Source organism: Nostoc sp. NMS8 (genome assembly GCF_017115045.1).
Classification (GTDB): domain Bacteria; phylum Cyanobacteriota; class Cyanobacteriia; order Cyanobacteriales; family Nostocaceae; genus Nostoc.
In genome coordinates this window covers 12,672-34,464 of the sequence record NZ_JABXKK010000088.1, presented here as the reverse complement: position 1 = coordinate 34,464, position 21,793 = coordinate 12,672, and the positions used below count along the sequence as shown (strand labels likewise).

The following is a 21,793-nucleotide window of genomic DNA, read 5'->3' as shown; positions in this document are numbered from 1 at the left end:
TCACCGTATTATCACCCAATTGCTGAAATTATCGCCGATATTCGTCGCCGCAATCGCCGATAAGCTGGTACAAATCGCGTGATTGGCGAGATACTGCACTGATGCGATCGCGATCGTCTGCATCTAAACTAAAACTAAATACTTTGGCGTTATCTTCTATATGTTCAGATACCCCAAGTCTGGCACCAACTATCACACCTGCCACAGTTGGCCGATCTAAAATGTAACGTGCTGCCACGTTAGAAATGCTTACCCCATGCTTATTAGCAATTTCCTTTAAGATAGCCAGCAACTCTTGAAATAAGCGCCAACCACCCCAAGCATCGATCATATTTTTATATTTTTTCAAACTAGCAGTGGAGAGATCAAATCCTCGCGGTTCCGGTTTCCCCAAATAGTTTTCTGATAACAAACCGCCGCATAGTGTCCCGTAAGTAAAAAGCTTGATGTCATGCTGTTGACAAAACTCCACCATATTAACTTCAGGGCGGCGGTCAATCAGCGAAAATTGCACTTGGTTAGAAACGATTTTGATACCTGCTTCGGTAATAATCTTTAAGTTTTCAGTGTCAAAATTAGTTAAACCTAGATGCTTAATTTTACCCTCAGTCTGAAGTTCAGCCATATATTTGAGGGCATCCAGATAATTTTTATCCTGATATTCCCACCAATGAAACTGCATCAGATCCAACGATTGCACATTCATCCTTCTCAGGGAAATATCAATATTTTCTTCGACGAGTTTTTTCGTCATTTTGCCTGCACGAGGTACCCATTTTGTAAAGGCTTGTATCTGAGATAAAGCATCTTTTCCACGAGTATCAATTAGTTGACAGCGAAACTCACCAATAAAGTCTTCTGCGGGGCCATAATGATCTGCTAAATCCCAAGTAGTAAAGCCTGCATCTAAATATTGAAACATAGTCTCAATGGCAGCTTGGGGATTAATCTTTCCGTGTGCGCCAGATACTTGCCACATACCATTTAAAATGCGGCAGATGTTTAAATCGGGAGTGAATTGGAGACGGCTAGCTGCGGGTAAATTCATTTTCAAGTTTAGGAGTGAGAAGTTGGGAGTGAGAAGAATGAACAATTTGTGAGTTCGTAAGCATCTTATTACAACATTCTTCGCTTTTATGCCTTCTTAAGAACCATTTATAACAGCGATAATCAATAACTCTTAAATCTTAACTCTTAACTCCTAACTTTGAACTCCTAACTCCTAACTTTCTAACGCCAGCCTTTTTCAGCTTGTTCGAGAACGTAAGCAGCAACGTCTTGAATTTGCTGTTCAGTGAGACGCTCTTTGTAGGCTGACATATTATTTTTACCATTGGTAACTATAGATGTAACTGCCTCTATTGAATCCATACCATATTTCTTCAGGGCTTGCTTTTTGAGATTTTTTCCCCGCCTAACTATGTTGCTACCGTTGATATGACAACCAGCACAATGAACACTAAAGATTTGTTCACCATTAACTGTGTCTACGGCATTAGCAGGTAAAGTAAAAGTACTGATTAATAACAAAAAGGTTACTAATACTAATTTAAGTAGTTTTTTCAATTAACTTCTCCAGATTTGGACATACTAGTTGCAGGCATAAGTTTTAGAACTAATACTAGAGAGATTCAAAGTCAGTTGTAAATCCTGCAAAATTTGCACAATCTTCTTGAAAAGACTCTGCATCACTAACATCTTCAATTTTATAAGACATGATGCGCGTCCCATCTGGCATTTTTTTGGAACCAATCAATTCACCTTGATATTTCTCTGCAATCACTTTAAAATCAACACCATAGAGTTTCCAGGCATCGCCCGAACAAGTAATATTTACTCGCCACATATTTCACTCCTAATTACTACCACTAAATATTCATCATCTCACAAATAGGCAACATGCTACACGTCACCTCTTGGAGACTGGAATTTTCTATCTAAAGGAAGTGCCTAGCTCTATCAGACTACGCCATAATGTGGATGTAGGAACATGTCTAGAAACTTTTATCCCAATTAGTTAAATTCTCCGAGTTGAAAATGCCTAACAATATCAAACAACAAATTCAAGCCGACTTGCAACAAGCAAAAGAAACTGGACAATTAAGAACTGAGCGGATTCGAGAAATTGTCAAATCTGCAGTTTCTCAAGTAGCTTCTGAGTTTAAACAAGGTTCTAGTGAAGTTCGTAGCATTGTCAAAGATGCTGTTTCTGCTGTAATTGACAACTTCCAAGATAAAGGTGGCGAACTCAAAGATGAAGTGACAGCTTCCATTGAAGGAGCGTTGGAAGGAATTAATAGCCAAAGACACCAAAACATTGTTAAAACTCAGACAGATATCAAGCGGCTACAGGCTCAACTAGATGGTGAAGAAGAAGAACTCCAGCAAGAGGTTGATGTAATTTTGGCAGAAATTGAAGAGACGGGTAAGGAAAAATCTGCTAGTACCAAAACTGCCATTGATTCTGCTGTCAATGCCATTAAAGATAGTGAAGAAGTAGGATTGTTAAAGAAACGTTACGCGCAACTGCAATCGCAGCTAGCCATTGTCCGAGCAAACTTAGCTGCACGCTATGGCGGACGTAATCTGGAAGTTCAAGATTATCTAGACGAGGCTAAACACTGGTATGATAAAGCCCGTCCCCAAGCAGAGTCTGTAGTCGTACAGGTAGAACAGAAGCGATCGCAGTTAGAAGATAAACTGGGTGAAGCTGGTACATCTCTAGCCAGAAAAGAACGCCAAATCAAACAAACGTTGCGAGAGTTGCTCTTAACCGCAGCTGACTTATTCAAAGATAAGGAACCTGCTGATAAAGAACGGGAGACTATTCATAAATAGACTGCTTTGATGTTTAATTGAATTAAAAAGTAGGGTGGGAAATTTCCCACCCTATTTTGTTTGTTGAATAATAGAAACTGCAATAATATTAGATTCCCGACTTCTTCAAGAAATCGGGAATCTGGGTAGAAAATGGGTAATTATGGTTTAACAATTACCCCTTAAGGAAATTCTGATTACGTATTAGTAAATATTTCCTTCTCGGTTAACTTGTTCGTCATGCTTGGCTATAACCCAAATTGCATGAATACTACCAGGAAGCCAACCTAGAACTGTGAGTACAATGTTAATAATCAAAGTTGGGCCAACTCCAACTGTCAAGAAAACGCCTAAAGGAGGAACTAACAGGCCTAGAAGAAAACGAACTAATTTCATGATTTTACAACTTTGTGATTTTGTTTAGTTACATTCATTTGAAGATGCCGAATTGGGAAATCCAGATTCGGAGATTTTATGTAATTAAAGAAACGTGAGCTAACGAGCGTTTCTACTTCTTCTAACTTATCTAGAAGGTAACTCAGTTTGATTCTTTACACTACCGCTGCTGGTTAAAAGATTTCTTTCAACAAAGTAGTTGTTAATGAAGGTGTTAGCAAAGGTTAAAATTACTGGGCCAAGAAGGAAACCAATGATTCCGCGAACGGCGAACCCAGGAACTAATACTGCTGCTAACCAGAAACATAAACCGTTGACGATGAGCGAAAATGCTCCAAATGATAGAAAATTAAGTGGCAGAGAAAGAGCAGATAGGACTGGTTTAACTGAACCGTTAATTAAACCAATTACTAAGGCGGCAATCAACGCTGCGGGAAAATTAGCAATGTTAACGCCTGGAACAACTAAATCAACAATCAACAGGCTCAAAGCTGTAGCTAGCGCAGTTAAAAATGGAGTCAACATCGTTTAGACCTAATAACTAGAGATTTTTTGCAACTTCTTATATCATCTTTAACTATCTGCTAGGTTTTCACCTCTCTTGCAAGATAGAATTTCTTTCTACCATTAGGTCTATCATTGAGAAAACTATGTATAGGTGTAGATGTACGCCCATATATTACATTCGACATAGGAATAGAGATGTAGCAGTGCTACGTCTCTACAAAGTTATGGATAACGCATATTAATTTCTGGAGATATCTAACGTATTGCCATGCTTTTAAAGGTGCGTTAAACAAATTTAACGCATCCTAGAAATTTAAGATTAATTTAATGTCACACCGCAAAAATTAATCAGATTTTCCCGACTTAGGCTTATAGTAAAGGGCTGATTTATATAAGACTTGTTCTTGATGGGTTTCTAAAGTGCAATCAGACAAAGGGTAAGTTACACAAGTAACAACATAACCAGCCTGTATTTCACTTGGGCGCAGAAATTTTTGCTCGCTTTGGTTAACTTCACCACTAAGAAGTTTAGCAATACACGCAGAGCATTCACCTTGTTTGCACCCAGATGGTAGACGTATACCAGCATCTTCCGCCATATCCAGAATATACTGATCGTCTGGTACTGGAATGGTGCGGTCTAATCCAAGTGTAGGATTGATGAATCGAACTTGATAAACTACCATCTGCTATTTCTAATTATTGTTTAACTGCTTTCATCGACAAACTAATCCGCTTGAGTTTCTCGTTGATTTCTAACACCTGCACTTTAACAACTTGTCCCACTTTGACAATTTTGTTGGGATCGTCTACAAATCTATCAGCAAGTTGGGATATATGCACTAAGCCATCTTGATGTACGCCGATATCGACGAAAGCACCGAAGTTGGCGACGTTCGTCACAATTCCCTCTAATTCCATTCCCACCTTTAAGTCCCTGATTTCCTTAATTCCTTCTCTGAAGGTGGCATACTTAAATTCAGCACGAGGATCTCTACCTGGTTTTTCTAATTCGCTGAGGATGTCGCGCAGTGTGGGTTCGCCGACGGTATCAGTAACGTATTTCTTCAAATTAGTCTTTTTGAGTTTTTCGGCAATTTGTGTCACCTGATTTAATGGCACATTTAGATCAGATGCGATCGCTTCTACTACAGAATAACTCTCTGGATGCACTGCTGTATTATCTAATGGGTTATCACTACCGCGAATCCGCAGAAAACCGGCTGCTTGTTCAAAGGCTTTTGGCCCCAATTTCGGAACTTTCAACAATTGTCGGCGATTTTTAAAGGCTCCATTCTGGTTGCGATGGGCGACAATATTATTGGCAACTGTTGCCGTAATCCCAGAGACGGAAGTTAGCAGTTCTTTGGAGGCGGTGTTTAAGTCTACGCCGACGTAGTTCACACAACTTTCTACGGTGTCATCTAATTTCTTTTTCAACAACTTCTGATCGACATCGTGCTGATATTGTCCCACACCAATAGATTTGGGATCAATTTTCACCAGTTCTGCCAAAGGGTCTTGTAAACGGCGACCGATACTGATAGCACCGCGCACAGTAATATCTAAATCGGGAAACTCTTCTAACGCTACAGTACTTGCAGAATATATAGATGCGCCAGACTCATTTACCATTACCTTAACTGGTTTGCGTTCTATGGTTTCTAAAACTTGCGTGACAAATTCCTCAGTCTCGCGCGACGCTGTACCGTTACCAATAGCAATTAACTCAATTTTGTACTTTTCAATGAGATTTTTGACAGTTTGTGCAGCTTTAAGTCGCTGTTCAGCCGCTTGGTGGGGAAACACCGCTTGATATTCCAAAAATTTTCCCGTTTGGTCGAGGACTGCAACTTTACATCCAGTTCTAAATCCAGGGTCTATCGCCAGTGTTGGTTTCATCCCTGCTGGTGCAGACAGCAGCAACTCCCGCAGATTAGTTTCAAATGTCTTGATTGATTCTATGTCTGCGTAAACTTTCTTCTCAGAAATGACCTCTCCCATAAGAGAGATTTTCATCAAACGGTTAAATGCATCCTTCAGCATCGTCTGATAAAAATCCCGAATTGTCCGAACTTTGGTTTTAATTTCTTTCGACTCAAGATAGTAAAGTAGCGTATCTTCATCAAAAGCAATTTCAAAGCTTAATATTTTTTCAGCTTCACCGCGACACAACGCTAGCATATTGTGTGGTGCAATATTTTTTACCTTAATTTGATAGTTACGGTACATCTCAAATTTGGTCGTACCTTCAGGATGATCATCTTTGATACGGGAGACAAATACCCCTTCTTCTAAAAGATAATCGCGGATATATGCGCGTAACTCAGCTTTTTCGGCGACTTCTTCCGCTAAAATGTCAGCAGCACCTTTGAGTGCTTCTTCTGCTGTTTTGACTCCCTTGGTTTCCGAAATATACTTAGCCGCGGCTTCCTCCAAGGAAGCTGTTGTAGCATTTTTGACATTTAAAGATTTGATGAACTCAGCCAGTGGTTCGAGTCCTTTTTCTCTGGCGATAGTGGCGCGAGTGCGTCGCTTTGGTCGATAGGGTAAGTATAAATCCTCAAGTTCGGTTTTTTGTAAACAAGATGAGATTTTGGCTTTAAGTTCATCCGTAAGTTTACCTTGTTGAACGATCGCACTTAAAATTACCGATTTTCGTTCTTCCAGTTCTGTTAAGTAAGTATATCGATCGGACAGTTCACGTAGTTGCACTTCATTCATCTCATCAGTGCGCTCTTTACGGTAACGTGCAATAAAGGGAATTGTTGCACCCTCCGCCAAAAGTTCCAGCGCGTTTTGCACCTGATGGGATTTGAGGTTTATTTCAGTTGCCAGTAGTTGAGGAATATTCAGCATTAGGTGTCTAAAATGAAAAAATGAAAATGCTACTTCTAAAGGTAATACGCTAGATTCTGATTCTGGCGCAAGGCCAAAGTTTTAAGCCAATTTACCTGATGATTTCTCACAAGAGTGTAATTGGCGAAATAGACAAAACCCACCCACGCAAGTTTTAAACTTTTTCAATCCGCGTAGATGAAGGAGAGTTTGTATAGCATAGCGCAGCTATCGGAATCCGGTTTGATTTTTGAAAAACCTCAGTACACATCTATTCCCTTCTTTCCCTGTTCCCTGCCTACACAAGTATCTTCAGTAATCGAGTAGGATTGCTATATGGTGAGTTAGAGAGCATTAGAACGAGTGTCATGGAAAATATTTTATACACAAAAATAAGCTACACTTAGCATCTTGTAACCTACTTTGAAAGCAAGCTTGGCGCACCATAAACTATATAAAAGCAAGCTTTTTGATGCTTCATCTGTCGCCAGAATTATTCCCATTGGTGTAATACATAACGTTACATAATTTTGATTTTCTATAATATTTATTTCGATCGGTCGTTGTGGCTGAAGCCTGATTGGATGTAGAATTAACCATAATTACAAAAACAATTTCGTTTTCTAAGCACAACAACTTTTAGTCCAGAGGTTAGTAAAATGCCTTTGTTTTTCTTGATACCACTATGTACGGCTTTAGCTACTGGCTACTTGTTTAAAAAGAGTAATGATGAAATTGCATATCTTGCAGGTGTATTTGCAGCTATTAGCTTGATTTTAAGCTTGGTATTAGCACCTTGGCAGATTCAGTTTGGATTGTTGATCGTTGTCTTCATAATTAGCAACAGGCTTTTGCAAAAAAATGAGTCCAAACAATAGAAAAACAACCTAAAAAAATTGAATAATCTCAATATCCTAACCATAACTAACTTTTATCTTCTTATTTAGCCTATAAAAGTTATGGTTAGGTATTTATGAACTTGTTTACCAATAAGACCACGCCAACTTTTAAAAAATATACTTACAATAAAATACGGTATCAAATAAAGCTTGATGCTCAAATTCTCAATAGGGCTTTAGGCTGACTTGGAACCTTAATTAACTGTCAGCCTAGTTATGTCTGAGATATCGGAATTTGGGGATTTGTGTAGATAAATAAAAACCGATTCAGACTCCCAGTTGCCATCTATAAGTTTCAGTATATAATAGTATATTTTTGTACCAAGACAAAATAATGCTTGTACTGTTGTTCAAGCTTCAATTCAGCCTTTTATCAAATCTGATACTAACTCCCTACTTCTACAAATTTATTACTTAGAAAGTACTTCATAAATGTACAAATCCTCAAAATAAAAATTCACATAAAGGAAAGTTGCGATTTTATGAAGTTTTCGTTTAAGTATATTTTCGGTTAATGAATTTTTGATGAAGTATGGCGATAAATTTGCAACACGCTTTTCTCGTGGTATTCTAGTAGGTGATTACATGTAGCAATAAATTGGGAGAGAAAACCCTAGTTAGAATTACGAAGAACAATCAAGCAAACCTAATACTAAATAGTCTAAAAACATTTCAAATCTAATGCAATCAATGTCAACTCCGAGTTGAGCGCCGCATTAGCCGTTAATGTTTGCAAAAACTATATTTGGGCATTCAGTAAAATTATTTAGTAAGCTGTAAACTGTACTCCAGTAAATTAATTGATTTATCAATGATTTACATAGCTAAACAGACTTATGTTAATAATTGTATTCCCATGTCCAAAACTAAGTATGTATACACACTTAGTTTGAGTACAAACAAATTTTTATTATTCGGTTTAGTTCCCAGCCATGATTTAGAGATATGTTTGTGAGCCTCGATAATTTCTACGGTGTATCAGTAGATTAATCAACTTTTCTGGAACAAATAGAGAATATTTATCAATCCAGCTAAGTTTTAATTTATAACTTGATGGTTTGGGAAGCTTAGTAGTGTCTTCAACAAGATTTCTACAGCAGGATACAACAGATGAAAGTTAATGAATGGATTAATCAAAAATTATGGCAATCCATTTTTATTCGTTTAGCTGCACCTGTTGCAGATGTGGTTACAGTCCAAGTTCAGGATAAACGATGTCTATTACAGGCTACACCTAAGCGTACTGCTAAACGTTGTCCAAAAATGATTTGTGGCAAAGCTTTCAACCTTTATTACATCTGTATCCTTTATAGCCTAGATATTGCGATCGCGCTCAAAGTAGTGTTGAAGGATAGCTGGCTGATACTAAAAACTTCTGCAATTCATAGTTGGGCAAAAACGAAATTGATTGTGCCAATTGCCAAGCAGAAAAAATGGTTTGACTGGGAGTATAACTCGGTAAACCAATTTAGTGCGCTCTACTGGGAATCATATCGAACGCTGCAATTATAAACTAACCATCTGAGAAATTGCATTGCATAGTATTTAGTTACTAACTCTAAGAAAATGAGCTTCAAGAATTGTTTTGATTATGAGTCAACCCGACTAACTTTGTTGTCTATTTACTGAAGTGGAGGTCGAATTGCAGAGAAGGTGTAACCGAGATCCGAAACATTCAAAACAACAGGCTGTTTACTGTCCGGTTCATACCTAAATATCTGAATAGAGGCAAAAGTAGGATGAAATCTATGTCCCAAACTTCAAACTTTAAAATAATTCCTTATATCATCCTGTTTGTCAGTATTTTATTTAGTATTGCTGGGCAATTGCTGATGAAATATACCATGAGTCATGCAAATGAGGGGCTATTGACATGGGAATTTATTCAAAAATTAACATTAGCTGTTAGTGTTTATTGTTTGGGAGTAGTAAATTGGATATTAGCTCTACGATCCGTAAAATTGAGTATTGCTTATCCACTGACTAGTTTAAATTATGTCGGTATACTTTTCGGATCATACTACTTTTTTAGCGAGGTGATTACATTGACTCGAATAGTAGGAGTCCTCACTATTTTTATGGGTGTTCTTTTAGTAGTTATTCCACCGAAAAAGTCCATATAATCAATCTTATAGTAAATTCCCCAACAAAGTATTGACAAATGAACTTCACTACTTGGCTACTTCTAATGTTTGTAGTTTTATTTGGAACAATAGCTAACCTGTCTCTAAAATACGGACTTTACATTTCTACCCCTACTAAGGGAGAAAGCGCATCTATCTTAAATTTGTTACTTTCTCGTTATTTTTTGATTTGGTTTGTCTGCTATACATTTATGACTCTATTGTGGCTTTATGTCTTGCGGACAATTCCTTTGAGTCAAGCATTTCCAGTTCTAGGATTGATGTATGCACTTATCCCAATTGCTTCTCACTATCTTTTAAAAGAGCAGGTTGTATTGAAGCAGTGGATAGGAATTTCCATCATCATCACTGGTGTAGTTCTTGTTGTCAGCTAATAGCTATATAGGTAATAACCCAAGTTATTAATATTAAAATAAAATCCTTTAATGATAAATCTCAAAAGTATCTCTACAAAAATCTAAATTTATGAATATAGGCATTGTTGGCGGGGGTATAACTGGGTTGGTATTAGCTCAACGTCTTTCACATCAAGGACATAGAGTCACTGTCTTTGATAGCAACAAGCAGCTTGGTGGACTTACTACTTATCAGGATTATGGGTTGTTTACCTGGGATCGCTTTTATCACGTTATCCTCCCTTCTGATACTCACTTAATAAATTTTATTAGAGATATTGGTCTTGGAGATAAACTGCGTTGGCATCGAAGTTTAACAGGGTTCTATGACAATAAAAAGTTTTATTCGATTAGTAATGCTATAGAATTCCTGCGCTTTCCTCTCTTTGGACTTATCGGTAAAATTAGGTTAGCTTTTACTCTTCTGTATGGTTCACGCCTGAATAACTGGCGGCGCTTAGAGAAGATTTTAGTTGAAGATTGGTTATTAAAACTCGGTGGAAGAAACACATACGAGAAGCTCTGGAAACCCTTGCTTTTATCCAAATTAGGAGAGAATTATAAGCGAATATCAGCAGTTTTTATCTGGGCTTATATCAAACGGTTATTTTCAGCGCGTGATTCTTCATTAAATAAAGAACAACTTGGTTATGTTTCAGGCGGTTATAAAACAGTTTTTGATCGTATAGAAAAATTAATTTACGCGGCTGGAGGTCATATCCACACAGGTGTTTCGGTAGAATATATTGCACCTCATCCAGGGGGTGGAATGTGGGTAGAATATCAGGGGAAAAAAGAGCATTTTGATAAAGTCATTTTTACTGGCCCAGTTAATATTTTGCAACAGGTTACTGCTAATGAACTGGTGAAAGTTTCAGACAGTAGTGAAACAGTAGAATACCTGGGTGTAATTTGTATGGTACTTATTACTCGCAAGGCTCTAATTCCTTATTACGTAGTAAATATAGCCGATAGAAGTATTCCCTTTACCGGAGTTATCGGTATGAGCAACTTAGTTTCTTTACAAGAGACAGCAGGATATCACATGACATTCCTACCAAAATATATACTTTCCACTGATGCCTTGTTAAAACAACCAGATGAAGAATTACGCCAAGTATTTTTCCAGGGAATACGTTTGATGTTCCCAGAACTGAAAGAAGATGACATTGTAGCAGCACACATCAATCGAGCTATTAAAGTGCAGCCACTACAAGTTTTAAATTACTCAAGTCTTGTTCCAAAAGTGAGTACAGAAAACGATGATTTTTTCGTCGTCAATACCTCACAGTTGGTCAATGATAGCGTCAACAATAATGCAGTTGTGCGACAGGTTGATGAGTTTCTCAAAAAATCAACATTACTGAATTCTTGAAATTTGAGTAATGATATTTTATTTTAAAAATCACAGGAGTTATTTATGAGTCTTTTTGTTCTTTTACCTGCATACAACGAGCAAGAATCAATTCGCCCCTTGTTCAAAAAGTTTCAGACATTGCAGGAAATCTCTAAGATGGAGATAAAACTGATTCTGGTTGATGATGGTAGTAGTGATGCAACTGCTGAAACCGCTTTAGAAGAATCTCAATCACTGGGTATATTACTAAAATTAGTCCAACATCCTAAAAATGCTGGTTTAGGTCAAGCAATTAAAACAGGTTTCACAACTTTCTTAGAAATATCTCAAGAAGGCGATTTTTTAGCGGCGATGGATTGCGACAACACTCAGCCACCAGAACTGTTAATAAAGATGTATGACACTATGATAGCTGGGAGTTATGATATTGCGATCGCATCCAGATATCGAAAAGGTTCTAAAGTCATAGGCTTATCAAAATTCAGAGAGTTTATGAGTTATGGAGCCAGCTGGCTTTTTAGAATTGCCGCCCGTGTACGAGGTGTAAGAGACTACACTTGTGGCTATAGACTATATAACCGTACTTTCCTCACAAAACTGGATATGTATTATGGAGACAATCTATTCACTGAAAGTGGATTTGCCTGCATGATAGATTTACTGCTGAAAGCCAAAGTCCTCAAACCAAAAATTGTAGAAATTCCAATGGTTTTAAGATACGATCAAAAGCCTAGTGCTAGCAAAATGAAAATTCTTAAAACTATTACTCGAACCCTAAAGTTGTTATTTAAGAATCTAGTATCGACAGCACCAACTTCTAATTTAGCTCAGACTTTCAATGAGCAAGAAACAGCAAGAATTCCACTGAAAATGGCAAATCGCAAATAAATCTGAGCAGGATAGTCTAGATTAAATTAAGCGTTTGCAGTAAACGAGATTACATATTTAAGATGAGTTAGTCGTCAAAAAGCTTCTGTACGCTGTCCATAGGTGGAATTTCTTGCGTTCCACTCCTAACTCATAACTTTCTTCGTCAAGAAGAGTGCCACTTAAATACATATATATAGGTGCATCTTATTTTCCGACGACACCCTCAAGGGTGTGAATTTTCAAAATAAAGCCCGCAAAGGCGGGTTTTGTTTATATAGTCTCAAATTTCTACTCTATGGGCTAATTTGCCAAGGCGTTGCTGAAGAGGAGTAAAATCCACACACCTTTCTACCAACAGTGACTTTAACTCATTTGTTAGACTGAACACACCAGGATTTTTCAGTCAAATCTCTGAACTACGCCAGCAGACGAGGCTACCCATGCTTACAAGTACGCTACTTCTCTCAAATCAACTTCCCACTCTCCAATATTCCTCCACACCAGAGCGTTTCGACGAAACCTGGGAAGCCCCCCTGGCGACCCTTCTGGGATTAGGACGCGCCGCTGGCGCTGACTTCATCGAATTATTTTTAGAACGTCGCAACTATATTAGTTCTCTTGCAGAAGACGACGCCATCACCAGTATTTCACCCAGTCTATCTACAGGCGCGGGAGTCAGAGTATTTCGCGGTAAAGCTGACTGCTACGTTAGCACCAATGACCTTTCGTTTTCCGGTTTGAAAGCAGCCTTAGAAAAAGGTCTTTCTATCTTGGGATTACAACTACCCACAGCGAAGGCTTTCATCCCAGAAATAAATCTGGAATTATTGAGAGACTATGCCACCAAAAGAGGTAAAGATGCCTGGCTACCAGTATGTAGTTCCATCCGAGAAATGGGAGAAATCCTCCTTGAGGGTACTGCCAACCTGAAGCAAAAAGCTAGCCACGTCCAATCGCGGCGTGCTACCTATTTCCGGGATTGGCAAGAAGTTTTAATCGCCGCCAGTGATGGTACTTTTGCTCGTGACATCCGCCTCACCCAGTCAGTAGGATTTAACCTATTGTGTGCTGATGGTGCTAATCGTACCTCAATTGGCGATCGCGCAGGTAATACTAGCGATGCTAATTTCTTGAGAACTTGGGATTCTCAACAAGCTGCCGAGAAAATAGCAGAATCGGCAGGAAAAATGCTCTATGCAGATTACGTGGAATCGGGTACTTACCCCATCATTATGGCCAACCACTTTGGCGGTGTAATCTTCCACGAAGCTTGCGGACATCTGCTAGAAACTACCCAAATAGAACGCAATACCTCTCCCTTTGCTGACAAAAAAGGCGAAAAAATTGCCCATGAAAGTTTGACAGCCTGGGATGAAGGGCGCTCTGAAAATGCCTTCGGGACAATTGACATGGATGACGAAGGTATGCCTGCTCAAAGAACCTTACTAATTGAAAAAGGCGTTTTGAAAAACTTCTTAGCAGATAGAACAGGTTCTACACGCACCGGACACCCCAGAACAGGAAGTGGACGCCGCCAAAATTATACCTATGCCGCCGCTAGCCGGATGCGTAACACTTATATCGATTCTGGCGAATACACCATTGATGAATTATTTGCCTCTGTTGATAAAGGCATTTACTGCAAAAAGATGGGTGGCGGTAGCGTTGGTGCTACAGGTCAATTTAACTTTAGTGTTGATGAAGCTTATTTGATTGAAAATGGCAAAATTACCAAACCGCTAAAGGGGGCAATTCTCATCGGAGAAGCTAAGGAAATTATGAATAAAATTTCTATGTGTTCTCAAGATTTGGAAATTGCACCAGGCTTTTGTGGTTCCGTTAGTGGCAGTATTTACACCACCGTTGGACAACCTCATATCAAGGTTGATTCTATTACCGTCGGTGGAAGATAATATTGGATTTTGGATTGTGAATGATTAGGATATTATCTCAATAAAAAGCTGTGAGACAAATATTAAGTCATCAGCTAAACCACATCTACTTTGCATAATATTCAATTGTACATTTCTTGTAGGGTGGGTGTCTCGCCCGCCCAGGAAGTACAAATAAACTTGATTATGTGGAAAAGCTTAACATCCAAAATCCAAAATCTAATCTTCAAAATAAAATCGCTTCCAATTCAAAATCTAAAATCTAAAATCAACTATGCCGAATATTAATGAGATTGCAAATTCTGCCAAGGACAATGCTGAGAAGCTTGGCATTAAGAAATTCGACATTTATGGCTCAACAGTAGATGATACTAGCGTGCAAGTAGACCAAGGTGAGCCAAAACAAGTTAAAGCGTCAAATCGTTCTGGTGTTATTGTTCGTGTTTGGAATGAAGATAATACAATGGGTGTCACCAGCACCACAGATGTAGACACCAAGGGACTAGAACTAGCTTTGAAAACTGCCTACGAAGCTAGTTTCTTTGGTGTTAAAGAGAATGTTCCTGATTTTAGTCCAGAAGCTACTATTTCTATCCCAAATAAACCTCAGGACAAAGCACCCCAAGCACCTGTTGCTGAACTCATAGAAAAATTGTTGGTGGCTGAAAAAGAATTACTAGCAGCGCATCCAGCAATTAAAGGTGTACCTTATAACGGTTTGTCACAAAGAGATGTTGACAGATTCTATCTCAATAGCGATGGTGCAGTGAGAACTGAATCTCACTCTTTGTCATCAGTTTACCTTTACAGTAAAACTGACGAAGAAGGAAAAAAACCGCGTAGTGCAGGTGCTTTTAGAATCAACCAAACTTTAGATAATCTCGATATTAATGGTTGCATCAAAGAAACCGCCGATAAAACTATCAGCCATTTGAATTATGAAAAAATTAAAACTGGCAAATATCGAGTTGTTTTCTCCGCAGAAGCTTTCTTAAGTCTGCTGGGTGGTTTTTCTAACTTATTCAATGCCCAAAGTATTCTAGACAATCAAAGCCTATCTACTCCTGATGATTTAGGAAAGGAAATTGCTTCTCCTCTACTTTCAGTTTATGATGATGCCCTTCACCCAGCTAATGTAGGTGCAGAAAGTTTTGATGGCGAAGGAACACCTACTCGTCAAATTTCGCTGATTGAAAATGGTGTTTTAACAGGATTTCTCCATAGTGCTGGCACTGCTAAAAGGTTAAATGCCCAGCCAACGGGTAATGCCAGTATTGGCGCAAAAGTCAGCGTCAGTCCCAACTTTTATCACGTTTTTTCAACAACAACTTCTGAGCAAGAGTTGAGCTTAGAAACGGCTGAAAATGTGATTCTTATCGATGATTTACAAGCTCTCCATGCCGGAGTTAAAGCCTTGCAGGGTTCCTTTTCTTTGCCGTTTGATGGTTGGCTAGTTAATAAGGGTGTTAAGACGAGTATTGAGTCAGCAACAGTTGCCGGCGATTTCTTAAAACTCTTGAAGTCAATTATTTATGTAGAAAAAGAGCCAGAGTTAACGCCAGGGGGAGTTTGCCCGAAAATCTGGGTTAATGAACTGTCGATTACTGGTGAGTAAAAGTTAGAAAGTAGAGAGTTAAGAGTTGAATATAACTCTTAACTCATCACTTTGAAATCATTATTCACCATCAGTATTCACCACCAATGCTTATGGCAGTATTAAATACATCAGCACCGCTTAAATCAATATTAGCCATAATAGCGCCATCTACATCACTATTATATAAACGGGAATTACTCAAATTAACGTTGGTCAGATTAGCATTATTTAAGATACTATCGCTGACGAATGCTTTTGTGAGATTAGCAGACTTCAAATTTGCACCAGTTAAGTCAGCACCTTCTAAGTTAGCACCTTCGAGATTAGCTCCTTTTAAATTTGCATTTCTGAGGTCAACACCTATTAGGTGAGCGCCTTTGAGGTTTGCTCCTGTTAAATTACATCCAGAACATTCTCTAGTTTCCAGCAAGCGCCGGACAGCGGCGGAGTTTTCTGCTTTGACGGAAAGGGGAGCAACTAAAGATAGCGTGCTGAGTAAGGCTGCTGCCGTCAAAAAAATTTGTTTCATATTTACCTCCGACACTTCTAGAAGTCATTAAATTTTTGAACTTCTACGATACCAGTGTGCCAAGATTACAGAATTCTGTACTCATGCGATCGGAGGAATATATAACATCTATGAGCTTAGGTATTCTTCTCTGAGCTATTCCGATAGGACTAATATAGCGGTTCCCATTCAGATGCGGTAAATATAACATCACGAGGTGTAGGGGCACTGCCGTGCCCATTAGTGTCAACTTAAGCTAAAACCCTTTTCAAATCTCGTTTCCAGATGGAGGCTGGAAACGCTGCTCCTTGCGGTTCTGCCGCCAGTAAGAAAGGCGGAGCCTCAAAGACAAGCATTCCCAGTCGGAGACTGGGAACGAGGTAATCTAAAAGCTAGTTATAGACTTGCTTTCAAGTTAAGTTGACACCAATGGGCAGTGCCGTGTCCTTACGGGTGTACCTCACGTAAACGAGAACCGCTATATTATTGGACTCAACTGCAATAAATGCAAACCGCTATATATTTTTAATCGTTAATTGTTCCATCAGGCATGACCGCACCACGCAAATCTGCACCCGTCAAATTTGTACTACTCATTTCTGCTCTAATTAGATTTGCTTTACTTAAATTAGCGCCAGTCAAGTTTGTCCTAGCAAGATAGGCATCAACTAAGTCTGCTTCAGTGAGGTTAGCGCCACACAGGTTAGCCCGACTTAAATCAACTCTATTTAACCTTGCAAAACTCAGATTTACTCCACTCATCTGGCATCTAGTCAGTTTAGCATCTGCCATAATTGCACCATACAAGTTAACACCTGTAAGTTCGGCGTCAATAAGATTTGACCGTTCCAGCTTAGCGTTCATCAGGTTAGCACCTTTTAAATTAGCACCCCCAATGTTAGTATCTGCCAGAGAGGCATTATACAAAATCGCTTCACTCAGGTTAGCGTCACTCAAATCGGCATAACGTAGCGTTGCCTCACTCAAGTTAGCACCACTCAAATCAACTTTAGATAGATCTACGCCAGTTAAATCAGCGCCTCGCAGGTCAGCTTTATGCAGGTTAGCACCCCGTAAACTAGCAGAATACATTCTCTTTTCTTCTCGCAGGTTAGCACCACGCAAGCACGCACCAGTTAGATTTGCACCACTCAAATCTGCACCACGCAAATCGGCATCCATCAAATTAGTATCTAACATATACGCTAAAGTTAAATTGGCATTACGCAAATCAGCACCTTGCAAAGTTGCACCATGTAAATTAGCATCATGTAGGTTGGCACTGATTAAACTTGCCTGATTTAAGTTCGCGCCACTTAGCTTTGTACAAACTAGATTTGCCTTATTCAGGATTCCTCGATTTAGATAGCTAAAAATTAGAATCGCATTACCCAAATCTGCTTTATTCAAAGCTATACCAATCAAGTCTGCACCAAACAAATTTACCCCATTTAAGTTTGCCTCAATAAATTTTGTTTCTCCATTTTCATATCGCTGAAGAAGTTCATTGGCATCCATATTTTTCCTATGTCAATTACCATAATCTTTGCGAATTTTTACAGGTTTAAGAATATTCAAAAGTTACGATTATTCTTTGGTAGGAGGTACTATAAATTGACAGGTATTATTATCATCAATCGTGAGTGCATTTTTTTGATCAGGATTAACTAATGTTCTCGTTTCTAGAGATGAATTGCTGTTAAACGGTTGATATCCGTTAGTGCTGGGTGATATATTGCCATATAAAGCTCGCATAGATTGGATGATTGCACTAGCTGCTTGGATATTCTCATCCGGCTTACCTAGAGATATAACAGCACTATTTAGTTTAGATTCAAGCTCTCTGATAGTTGGACAAGTATCAAATAATCTCAGCAATAAATCATCAAGTTGTTCAGCCTTCAGTTTCAACCAGTCTTCTTCATTGAAAGTAAACTTTTTGTAAAGTGCAGAGAATAGAACTATTTTAGCCCTAAGTGGGTTGGTATACTTCATAATATTTTGCCGTAAATCAAACTGATTGTATTGATTCTTGGTTTGATTGTTTGGAGATTTATCTATAGAATTTGATGATATTTGCTCAGAATTATAAAATTTATCTTCTTCTTGATGAGGTTGATTTAATAATATTCCTGTTGCTTCATCAGGTGTTATATGTAGCTTCTGCATCTCATGAGAAATCATACTGGCGAGTAGCGCATATTCGGCTTGTTTATTGAGGGTTTTTACAACTTTAGATAAACTAAAATTTAAGTTATTTATAGTTGGATTTAATCTATATAATTCTTGAATTAGTTCCTGTAATTTAAACTTATCTAGCGTCTCTTCATCATTCTCCCAAATATTTTTACAAGCTGAGTATATTAATTTTTTAATCCGTTTTGAGTTCTCATGCTGTTCTAAATGTTTGGTTACTGAATCGAGGCTAGATATAGTTTTCATCGGCAAATCTCCGGCACAGATATTAAATAGCAATAGACAGGACTTACGCACTGAAAATTTTAAACCTAGATTCCCCCTAACTTTAAAAAGGGGAACTCTAAGAGCCAACTTTTTAAGGTCATTGGTGGATCTTTAGTGCGTAAGTCCGAACGAGTGATAAGATTAATCCTTTCAACGTAACTCATAAAATCTCTTTTTCTCTGAGCTATATCTGTGTCGGAAGTGGTTTATAAGTTATTTATTTAACCACGAGGCACAGAGAAAAGTCTGAGGACAAAAAACCTCGGTTGGCGCAGCCAGCCTCAGATATCAGTCTTTCCAAGACAGAGAATACATAGAAAAGAGGTTTAAAGAGGAATTCATTTTCGAGAATTTATACTTGGCATTGAAAGGGCTGGTCTTATGTTATACCCTTTTTATCTAGCTTGTGTAGTTATGTCAAGCAACTTTGCCTACAGGTTAAGGCAAGAGACGCGATGAATCGCCGTTTCTACAATAATCAGTCTCTTGTTTGGACGGCGATTTATCACGTCTTTTTGATGATTTATCCTGTCTCTATAGATCTAGAATTTTCATCAAAAAACTTAACCGAATCGTATTGGCTTGAGGTTGATGTTAAATTATTTAAACCTTACCGCTTCCTATCAAATACAACAGCGCCATCCGAACGGCGACACCACTGGTAACTTGCGATTGAATGAGGCTAAATTCTGGGTCATCCATTAAATCAGAACTAATTTCGACACCTCGATTAACTGGGCCTGGATGCAAAACTTTGACGTTAGGTTTACAGAGTTGCAGCTTTGCACGTGTAATACCAAATAAATGATGATATTCTCGCAAACTTGGTAGTAAATGAGCCGTCATACGTTCTTTTTGCAAGCGCAAAGTCATCACAAAATCGGCATTCTGTAAAGCTGGTTCTAACTGCCAGTGAATAAAAAGTTGTTGATTTGGGGAGAGGGATGGGACAGTTGATTTATCTCCTGCTGCTTCGTGACCTTCTGTCTCCTCCAAGATATACTCGGCAAATAACTTGGGTAAAAGGGTAGGTGGTGCTGCAAGATGCACTTCGGCACCACTGGCAATCAAACTCCAGATATTCGATCGCGCCACACGAGAATGGAGAATATCTCCAATAATGGCAATCTTTTTCCCCTTTAAAAGTTCCAGTCGGGGACTAGCTGGGTCAATGAGAGTAGTTATGGTAAATAAGTCTAGCAATGCTTGGGAAGGATGCTCATGTTGACCATCACCAGCATTGAGGACACTAACTTTTACACCTAGACGATCCATTTCAGCCGCGATCGCATTTGGTACTCCTGCCTCTCGATGGCGGATTACCATAATATCAGTTCCCATAGCTAAATAGGTTTTCGCCGTGTCGAGAATAGTTTCTCCCTTAGTCATAGAGGAAGATGCTGCGGCGAAGTTTAACGTATCTGCACTTAAACGTTTGGCAGCAAGTTCAAAACTACTGCGAGTCCGGGTAGACGATTCAAAAAATAAATTCGCCACCACCTGACCCTGCAAGGTTGGCACTTTCTTCGTCCGTCGTGATAGTACCTCTTGAAAACTGGCCGCAGTTTGCAAAACAGTATCGTATTCAGTGGTAGTAAAGTCGGCTAGGGAAAGAATATGATGACGATTCCAGGTAGTAGTAGGCATATTTGGGGACTGGGGATTGGTGATTGGGGGAGCAGGGGACAGGGAGAAGATATTTTCCCCTCCGCCCCCCACACCCTGCCCCCCTGCCTCTTTTCATGTTGGTAAATGCAAAACGTTTAAAGCTAAAGAAATTAGGCTGAGGAAGGTTAAAAACCCAATTGTATCTAGCATTGTAGTCACTAATGGGCCACTAACCAAAGCAGGGTCTAGTTTCAAGCGCTTCAAACCCATTGGTAGTAGAGTGCCGAGTGTAACAGCCACAATTGTATTAGTTGCCATTACCATACCGGCAATTAAAGCTACCCATCGCTCTTGGGGTCGGGCCCAAATTAAGGAAAGCAGGATCATCGTTGTGGCTAAAGCGAGAGCTGTACCTAAACCAGCTAAAAGTTCCTTGCGGAGAATTTTTAAAGTATCTTTGGGTGTTACCTCTCCTACTCCCAAGCCGCGGATTGTCACCGTTAATGATTGAATACCAACAGTACCACCAGTGTTAGAAAAAATCGGCATGATTACTGCTAAAACTGGCACTGCGGCAATTACAGATTGGAAAGGCGCGATCGCACTGGCTGCACCAATATATAGTCCCATGATCCCCAACAGCCAAGGTAAGCGGTTACGGATAGTTAACAGGGGAGAGGATAAAGCTGCTTCATCACCACTCACACCCCCCAGTTTTTGGATATCTTCTGTGGCTTCCTCTTCCAAAATATCCATGACATCATCAATGGTGACAATGCCTACCAATCGGTCTTCTCGGTCAACTACGGGGATAGCGATTAAGTCGTAGCGCTGCATGATTCGCGCCACTTCTTCTTGAGGGGTTTCAGTTGTAACTTTGATGACGCGATCGCTAGCGATATCTTTGATGAAAACATCGGGAAAGGTAAACAGCAATTGGCGCAGTGAAACTACTCTCACCAGCGTCCGGTTGTCGTCTGTGACGTAGGCGTAGTAAATCGTCTCCTTGTCTTCATCCTGACGGCGGATCTTGCTCAAGGCTTCACCAACGGTCAATCCTTGACGCAACCGGACATATTCGGTTGTCATCACCCGCCCAGCCGTGCCTTCTGGATAGCCGAGAATCGTTGCTGTTGCTTGCCTTTCTTCTTGACTCAGTTCTTGCAATAGCCGTTTGATGACTCCAGCTGGTAGTTCATCAAACAATTCTGCCCGTTCGTCGGGACTCATCGCTTCTACAAGTTGTACTACCTGGACATCATGCAGAGAATTAATTAGTTCTTCCTGCACCTCTGTGGGCAGATATTCAAATACATCTATTGCCTGAGTTTTATTGAGTAAACGGAATGCGATCGCGCGTTGTTTTTCAGGCAATTGTGTAATGTAGTCTCCCACATCCACAGGTTGCAAGCGATTTAAATCCCATTTCAATTGGTTCAAATCGGTAGTATCAGTCAGCAAATCACGAATATCTTGTGTGAGCATGATATATATCTCCTAAG

At 39.3% G+C, this 21,793-nt stretch carries 20 protein-coding genes; 8 read left to right on the top strand and 12 right to left on the bottom strand.

Annotation, left to right across the window (positions count from 1 at the left end; all coding sequences use genetic code 11):
- Nucleotides 1-28: 28 nt before the first annotated feature.
- From HWQ39_RS17690 to HWQ39_RS17680, 3 genes are all read right to left on the bottom strand, one after another.
- Entirely contained in the window at nucleotides 29-1,048 is a 1,020-nt protein-coding gene (locus HWQ39_RS17690) for an aldo/keto reductase (RefSeq protein WP_292847662.1), read from the bottom strand.
- Between the two features lie 182 nt (nucleotides 1,049-1,230).
- Nucleotides 1,231-1,566, bottom strand: coding sequence for a cytochrome c6 PetJ (petJ, locus tag HWQ39_RS17685; protein ID WP_292847659.1), 336 nt, complete (start codon nucleotides 1,564-1,566; stop codon nucleotides 1,231-1,233).
- Between the two features lie 55 nt (nucleotides 1,567-1,621).
- Complete coding sequence (locus HWQ39_RS17680) at nucleotides 1,622-1,846, bottom strand: hypothetical protein (protein ID WP_292847656.1); 225 nt, start codon at nucleotides 1,844-1,846, stop codon at nucleotides 1,622-1,624.
- Between the two features lie 191 nt (nucleotides 1,847-2,037).
- On the opposite strand from HWQ39_RS17680, the gene HWQ39_RS17675 reads away from it, so the two are divergent.
- Entirely contained in the window at nucleotides 2,038-2,838 is an 801-nt protein-coding gene (locus tag HWQ39_RS17675) for a histidine kinase (RefSeq protein WP_292847653.1), read from the top strand.
- A 183-nt stretch (nucleotides 2,839-3,021) separates the two neighbouring features.
- Here the strand turns inward: HWQ39_RS17675 and HWQ39_RS17670 are convergent, their stop codons facing one another.
- The 4 genes from HWQ39_RS17670 to HWQ39_RS17655 form a co-directional block, all read right to left on the bottom strand.
- A complete protein-coding gene (locus tag HWQ39_RS17670) occupies nucleotides 3,022-3,213 on the bottom strand; it encodes a YqaE/Pmp3 family membrane protein (RefSeq protein WP_292847651.1) in 192 nt (63 codons plus the stop codon).
- Between the two features lie 126 nt (nucleotides 3,214-3,339).
- Nucleotides 3,340-3,738 carry a phage holin family protein gene (locus HWQ39_RS17665; RefSeq protein WP_292847648.1) on the bottom strand — a complete coding sequence of 133 codons (399 nt, stop codon included), beginning with the start codon at nucleotides 3,736-3,738 and terminating at the stop codon, nucleotides 3,340-3,342.
- A 326-nt stretch (nucleotides 3,739-4,064) separates the two neighbouring features.
- The gene (locus HWQ39_RS17660) at nucleotides 4,065-4,406 is read right to left on the bottom strand and encodes a 2Fe-2S iron-sulfur cluster-binding protein (RefSeq protein ID WP_292847645.1); all 342 of its coding nucleotides are present in this window, start codon (nucleotides 4,404-4,406) and stop codon (nucleotides 4,065-4,067) included.
- 13 nt (nucleotides 4,407-4,419) lie between these two features.
- Nucleotides 4,420-6,579, bottom strand: coding sequence for a Tex family protein (locus HWQ39_RS17655; RefSeq protein WP_292847642.1), 2,160 nt, complete (start codon nucleotides 6,577-6,579; stop codon nucleotides 4,420-4,422).
- Between the two features lie 638 nt (nucleotides 6,580-7,217).
- Here HWQ39_RS17655 and HWQ39_RS17650 point away from each other — a divergent pair.
- The 7 genes from HWQ39_RS17650 (at nucleotide 7,218) to HWQ39_RS17620 (ending at nucleotide 15,730) form a co-directional block, all read left to right on the top strand.
- Nucleotides 7,218-7,436, top strand: a complete 219-nt coding sequence (locus HWQ39_RS17650) for a hypothetical protein (RefSeq protein ID WP_179067865.1) — start codon at nucleotides 7,218-7,220, stop codon at nucleotides 7,434-7,436.
- A gap of 1,131 nt (nucleotides 7,437-8,567) precedes the next feature.
- The gene (locus tag HWQ39_RS17645; protein WP_292847639.1) at nucleotides 8,568-8,969 is read left to right on the top strand and encodes a hypothetical protein; all 402 of its coding nucleotides are present in this window, start codon (nucleotides 8,568-8,570) and stop codon (nucleotides 8,967-8,969) included.
- Nucleotides 8,970-9,618: 649 nt separating this feature from the next.
- Nucleotides 9,619-9,975: an EamA family transporter gene (locus HWQ39_RS17640; protein WP_292847636.1), complete on the top strand. Its 357-nt coding sequence runs from the start codon at nucleotides 9,619-9,621 to the stop codon at nucleotides 9,973-9,975.
- Between the two features lie 91 nt (nucleotides 9,976-10,066).
- A complete protein-coding gene (locus tag HWQ39_RS17635; RefSeq protein ID WP_292847633.1) occupies nucleotides 10,067-11,371 on the top strand; it encodes an NAD(P)/FAD-dependent oxidoreductase in 1,305 nt (434 codons plus the stop codon).
- A gap of 45 nt (nucleotides 11,372-11,416) precedes the next feature.
- Nucleotides 11,417-12,241 carry a glycosyltransferase family 2 protein gene (locus HWQ39_RS17630; protein WP_292847630.1) on the top strand — a complete coding sequence of 275 codons (825 nt, stop codon included), beginning with the start codon at nucleotides 11,417-11,419 and terminating at the stop codon, nucleotides 12,239-12,241.
- A gap of 422 nt (nucleotides 12,242-12,663) precedes the next feature.
- Nucleotides 12,664-14,136: a TldD/PmbA family protein gene (locus HWQ39_RS17625; RefSeq protein WP_292847627.1), complete on the top strand. Its 1,473-nt coding sequence runs from the start codon at nucleotides 12,664-12,666 to the stop codon at nucleotides 14,134-14,136.
- Nucleotides 14,137-14,389: 253 nt separating this feature from the next.
- On the top strand, nucleotides 14,390-15,730 hold the full coding sequence (locus HWQ39_RS17620) for a TldD/PmbA family protein (RefSeq protein WP_292847624.1): 1,341 nt from the start codon (nucleotides 14,390-14,392) through the stop codon (nucleotides 15,728-15,730).
- Nucleotides 15,731-15,800: 70 nt separating this feature from the next.
- On the opposite strand, the gene HWQ39_RS17615 is transcribed toward HWQ39_RS17620, so the two are convergent.
- The 5 genes from HWQ39_RS17615 to mgtE form a co-directional block, all read right to left on the bottom strand.
- Nucleotides 15,801-16,241 (bottom strand): pentapeptide repeat-containing protein, encoded by a 441-nt coding sequence (locus HWQ39_RS17615; RefSeq protein ID WP_292847621.1) that lies wholly within the window; start codon nucleotides 16,239-16,241, stop codon nucleotides 15,801-15,803.
- Nucleotides 16,242-16,745: 504 nt separating this feature from the next.
- On the bottom strand, nucleotides 16,746-17,738 hold the full coding sequence (locus HWQ39_RS17610; RefSeq protein WP_292847618.1) for a pentapeptide repeat-containing protein: 993 nt from the start codon (nucleotides 17,736-17,738) through the stop codon (nucleotides 16,746-16,748).
- Nucleotides 17,739-17,807: 69 nt separating this feature from the next.
- A complete protein-coding gene (locus HWQ39_RS17605; protein WP_292847615.1) occupies nucleotides 17,808-18,662 on the bottom strand; it encodes a hypothetical protein in 855 nt (284 codons plus the stop codon).
- Nucleotides 18,663-19,286: 624 nt separating this feature from the next.
- On the bottom strand, nucleotides 19,287-20,330 hold the full coding sequence (locus HWQ39_RS17600; RefSeq protein ID WP_292847612.1) for an aspartate carbamoyltransferase catalytic subunit: 1,044 nt from the start codon (nucleotides 20,328-20,330) through the stop codon (nucleotides 19,287-19,289).
- Nucleotides 20,331-20,423: 93 nt separating this feature from the next.
- On the bottom strand, nucleotides 20,424-21,776 hold the full coding sequence (gene mgtE / locus HWQ39_RS17595; RefSeq protein WP_292847609.1) for a magnesium transporter: 1,353 nt from the start codon (nucleotides 21,774-21,776) through the stop codon (nucleotides 20,424-20,426).
- Between the last annotated feature and the right edge of the window lie 17 nt (nucleotides 21,777-21,793).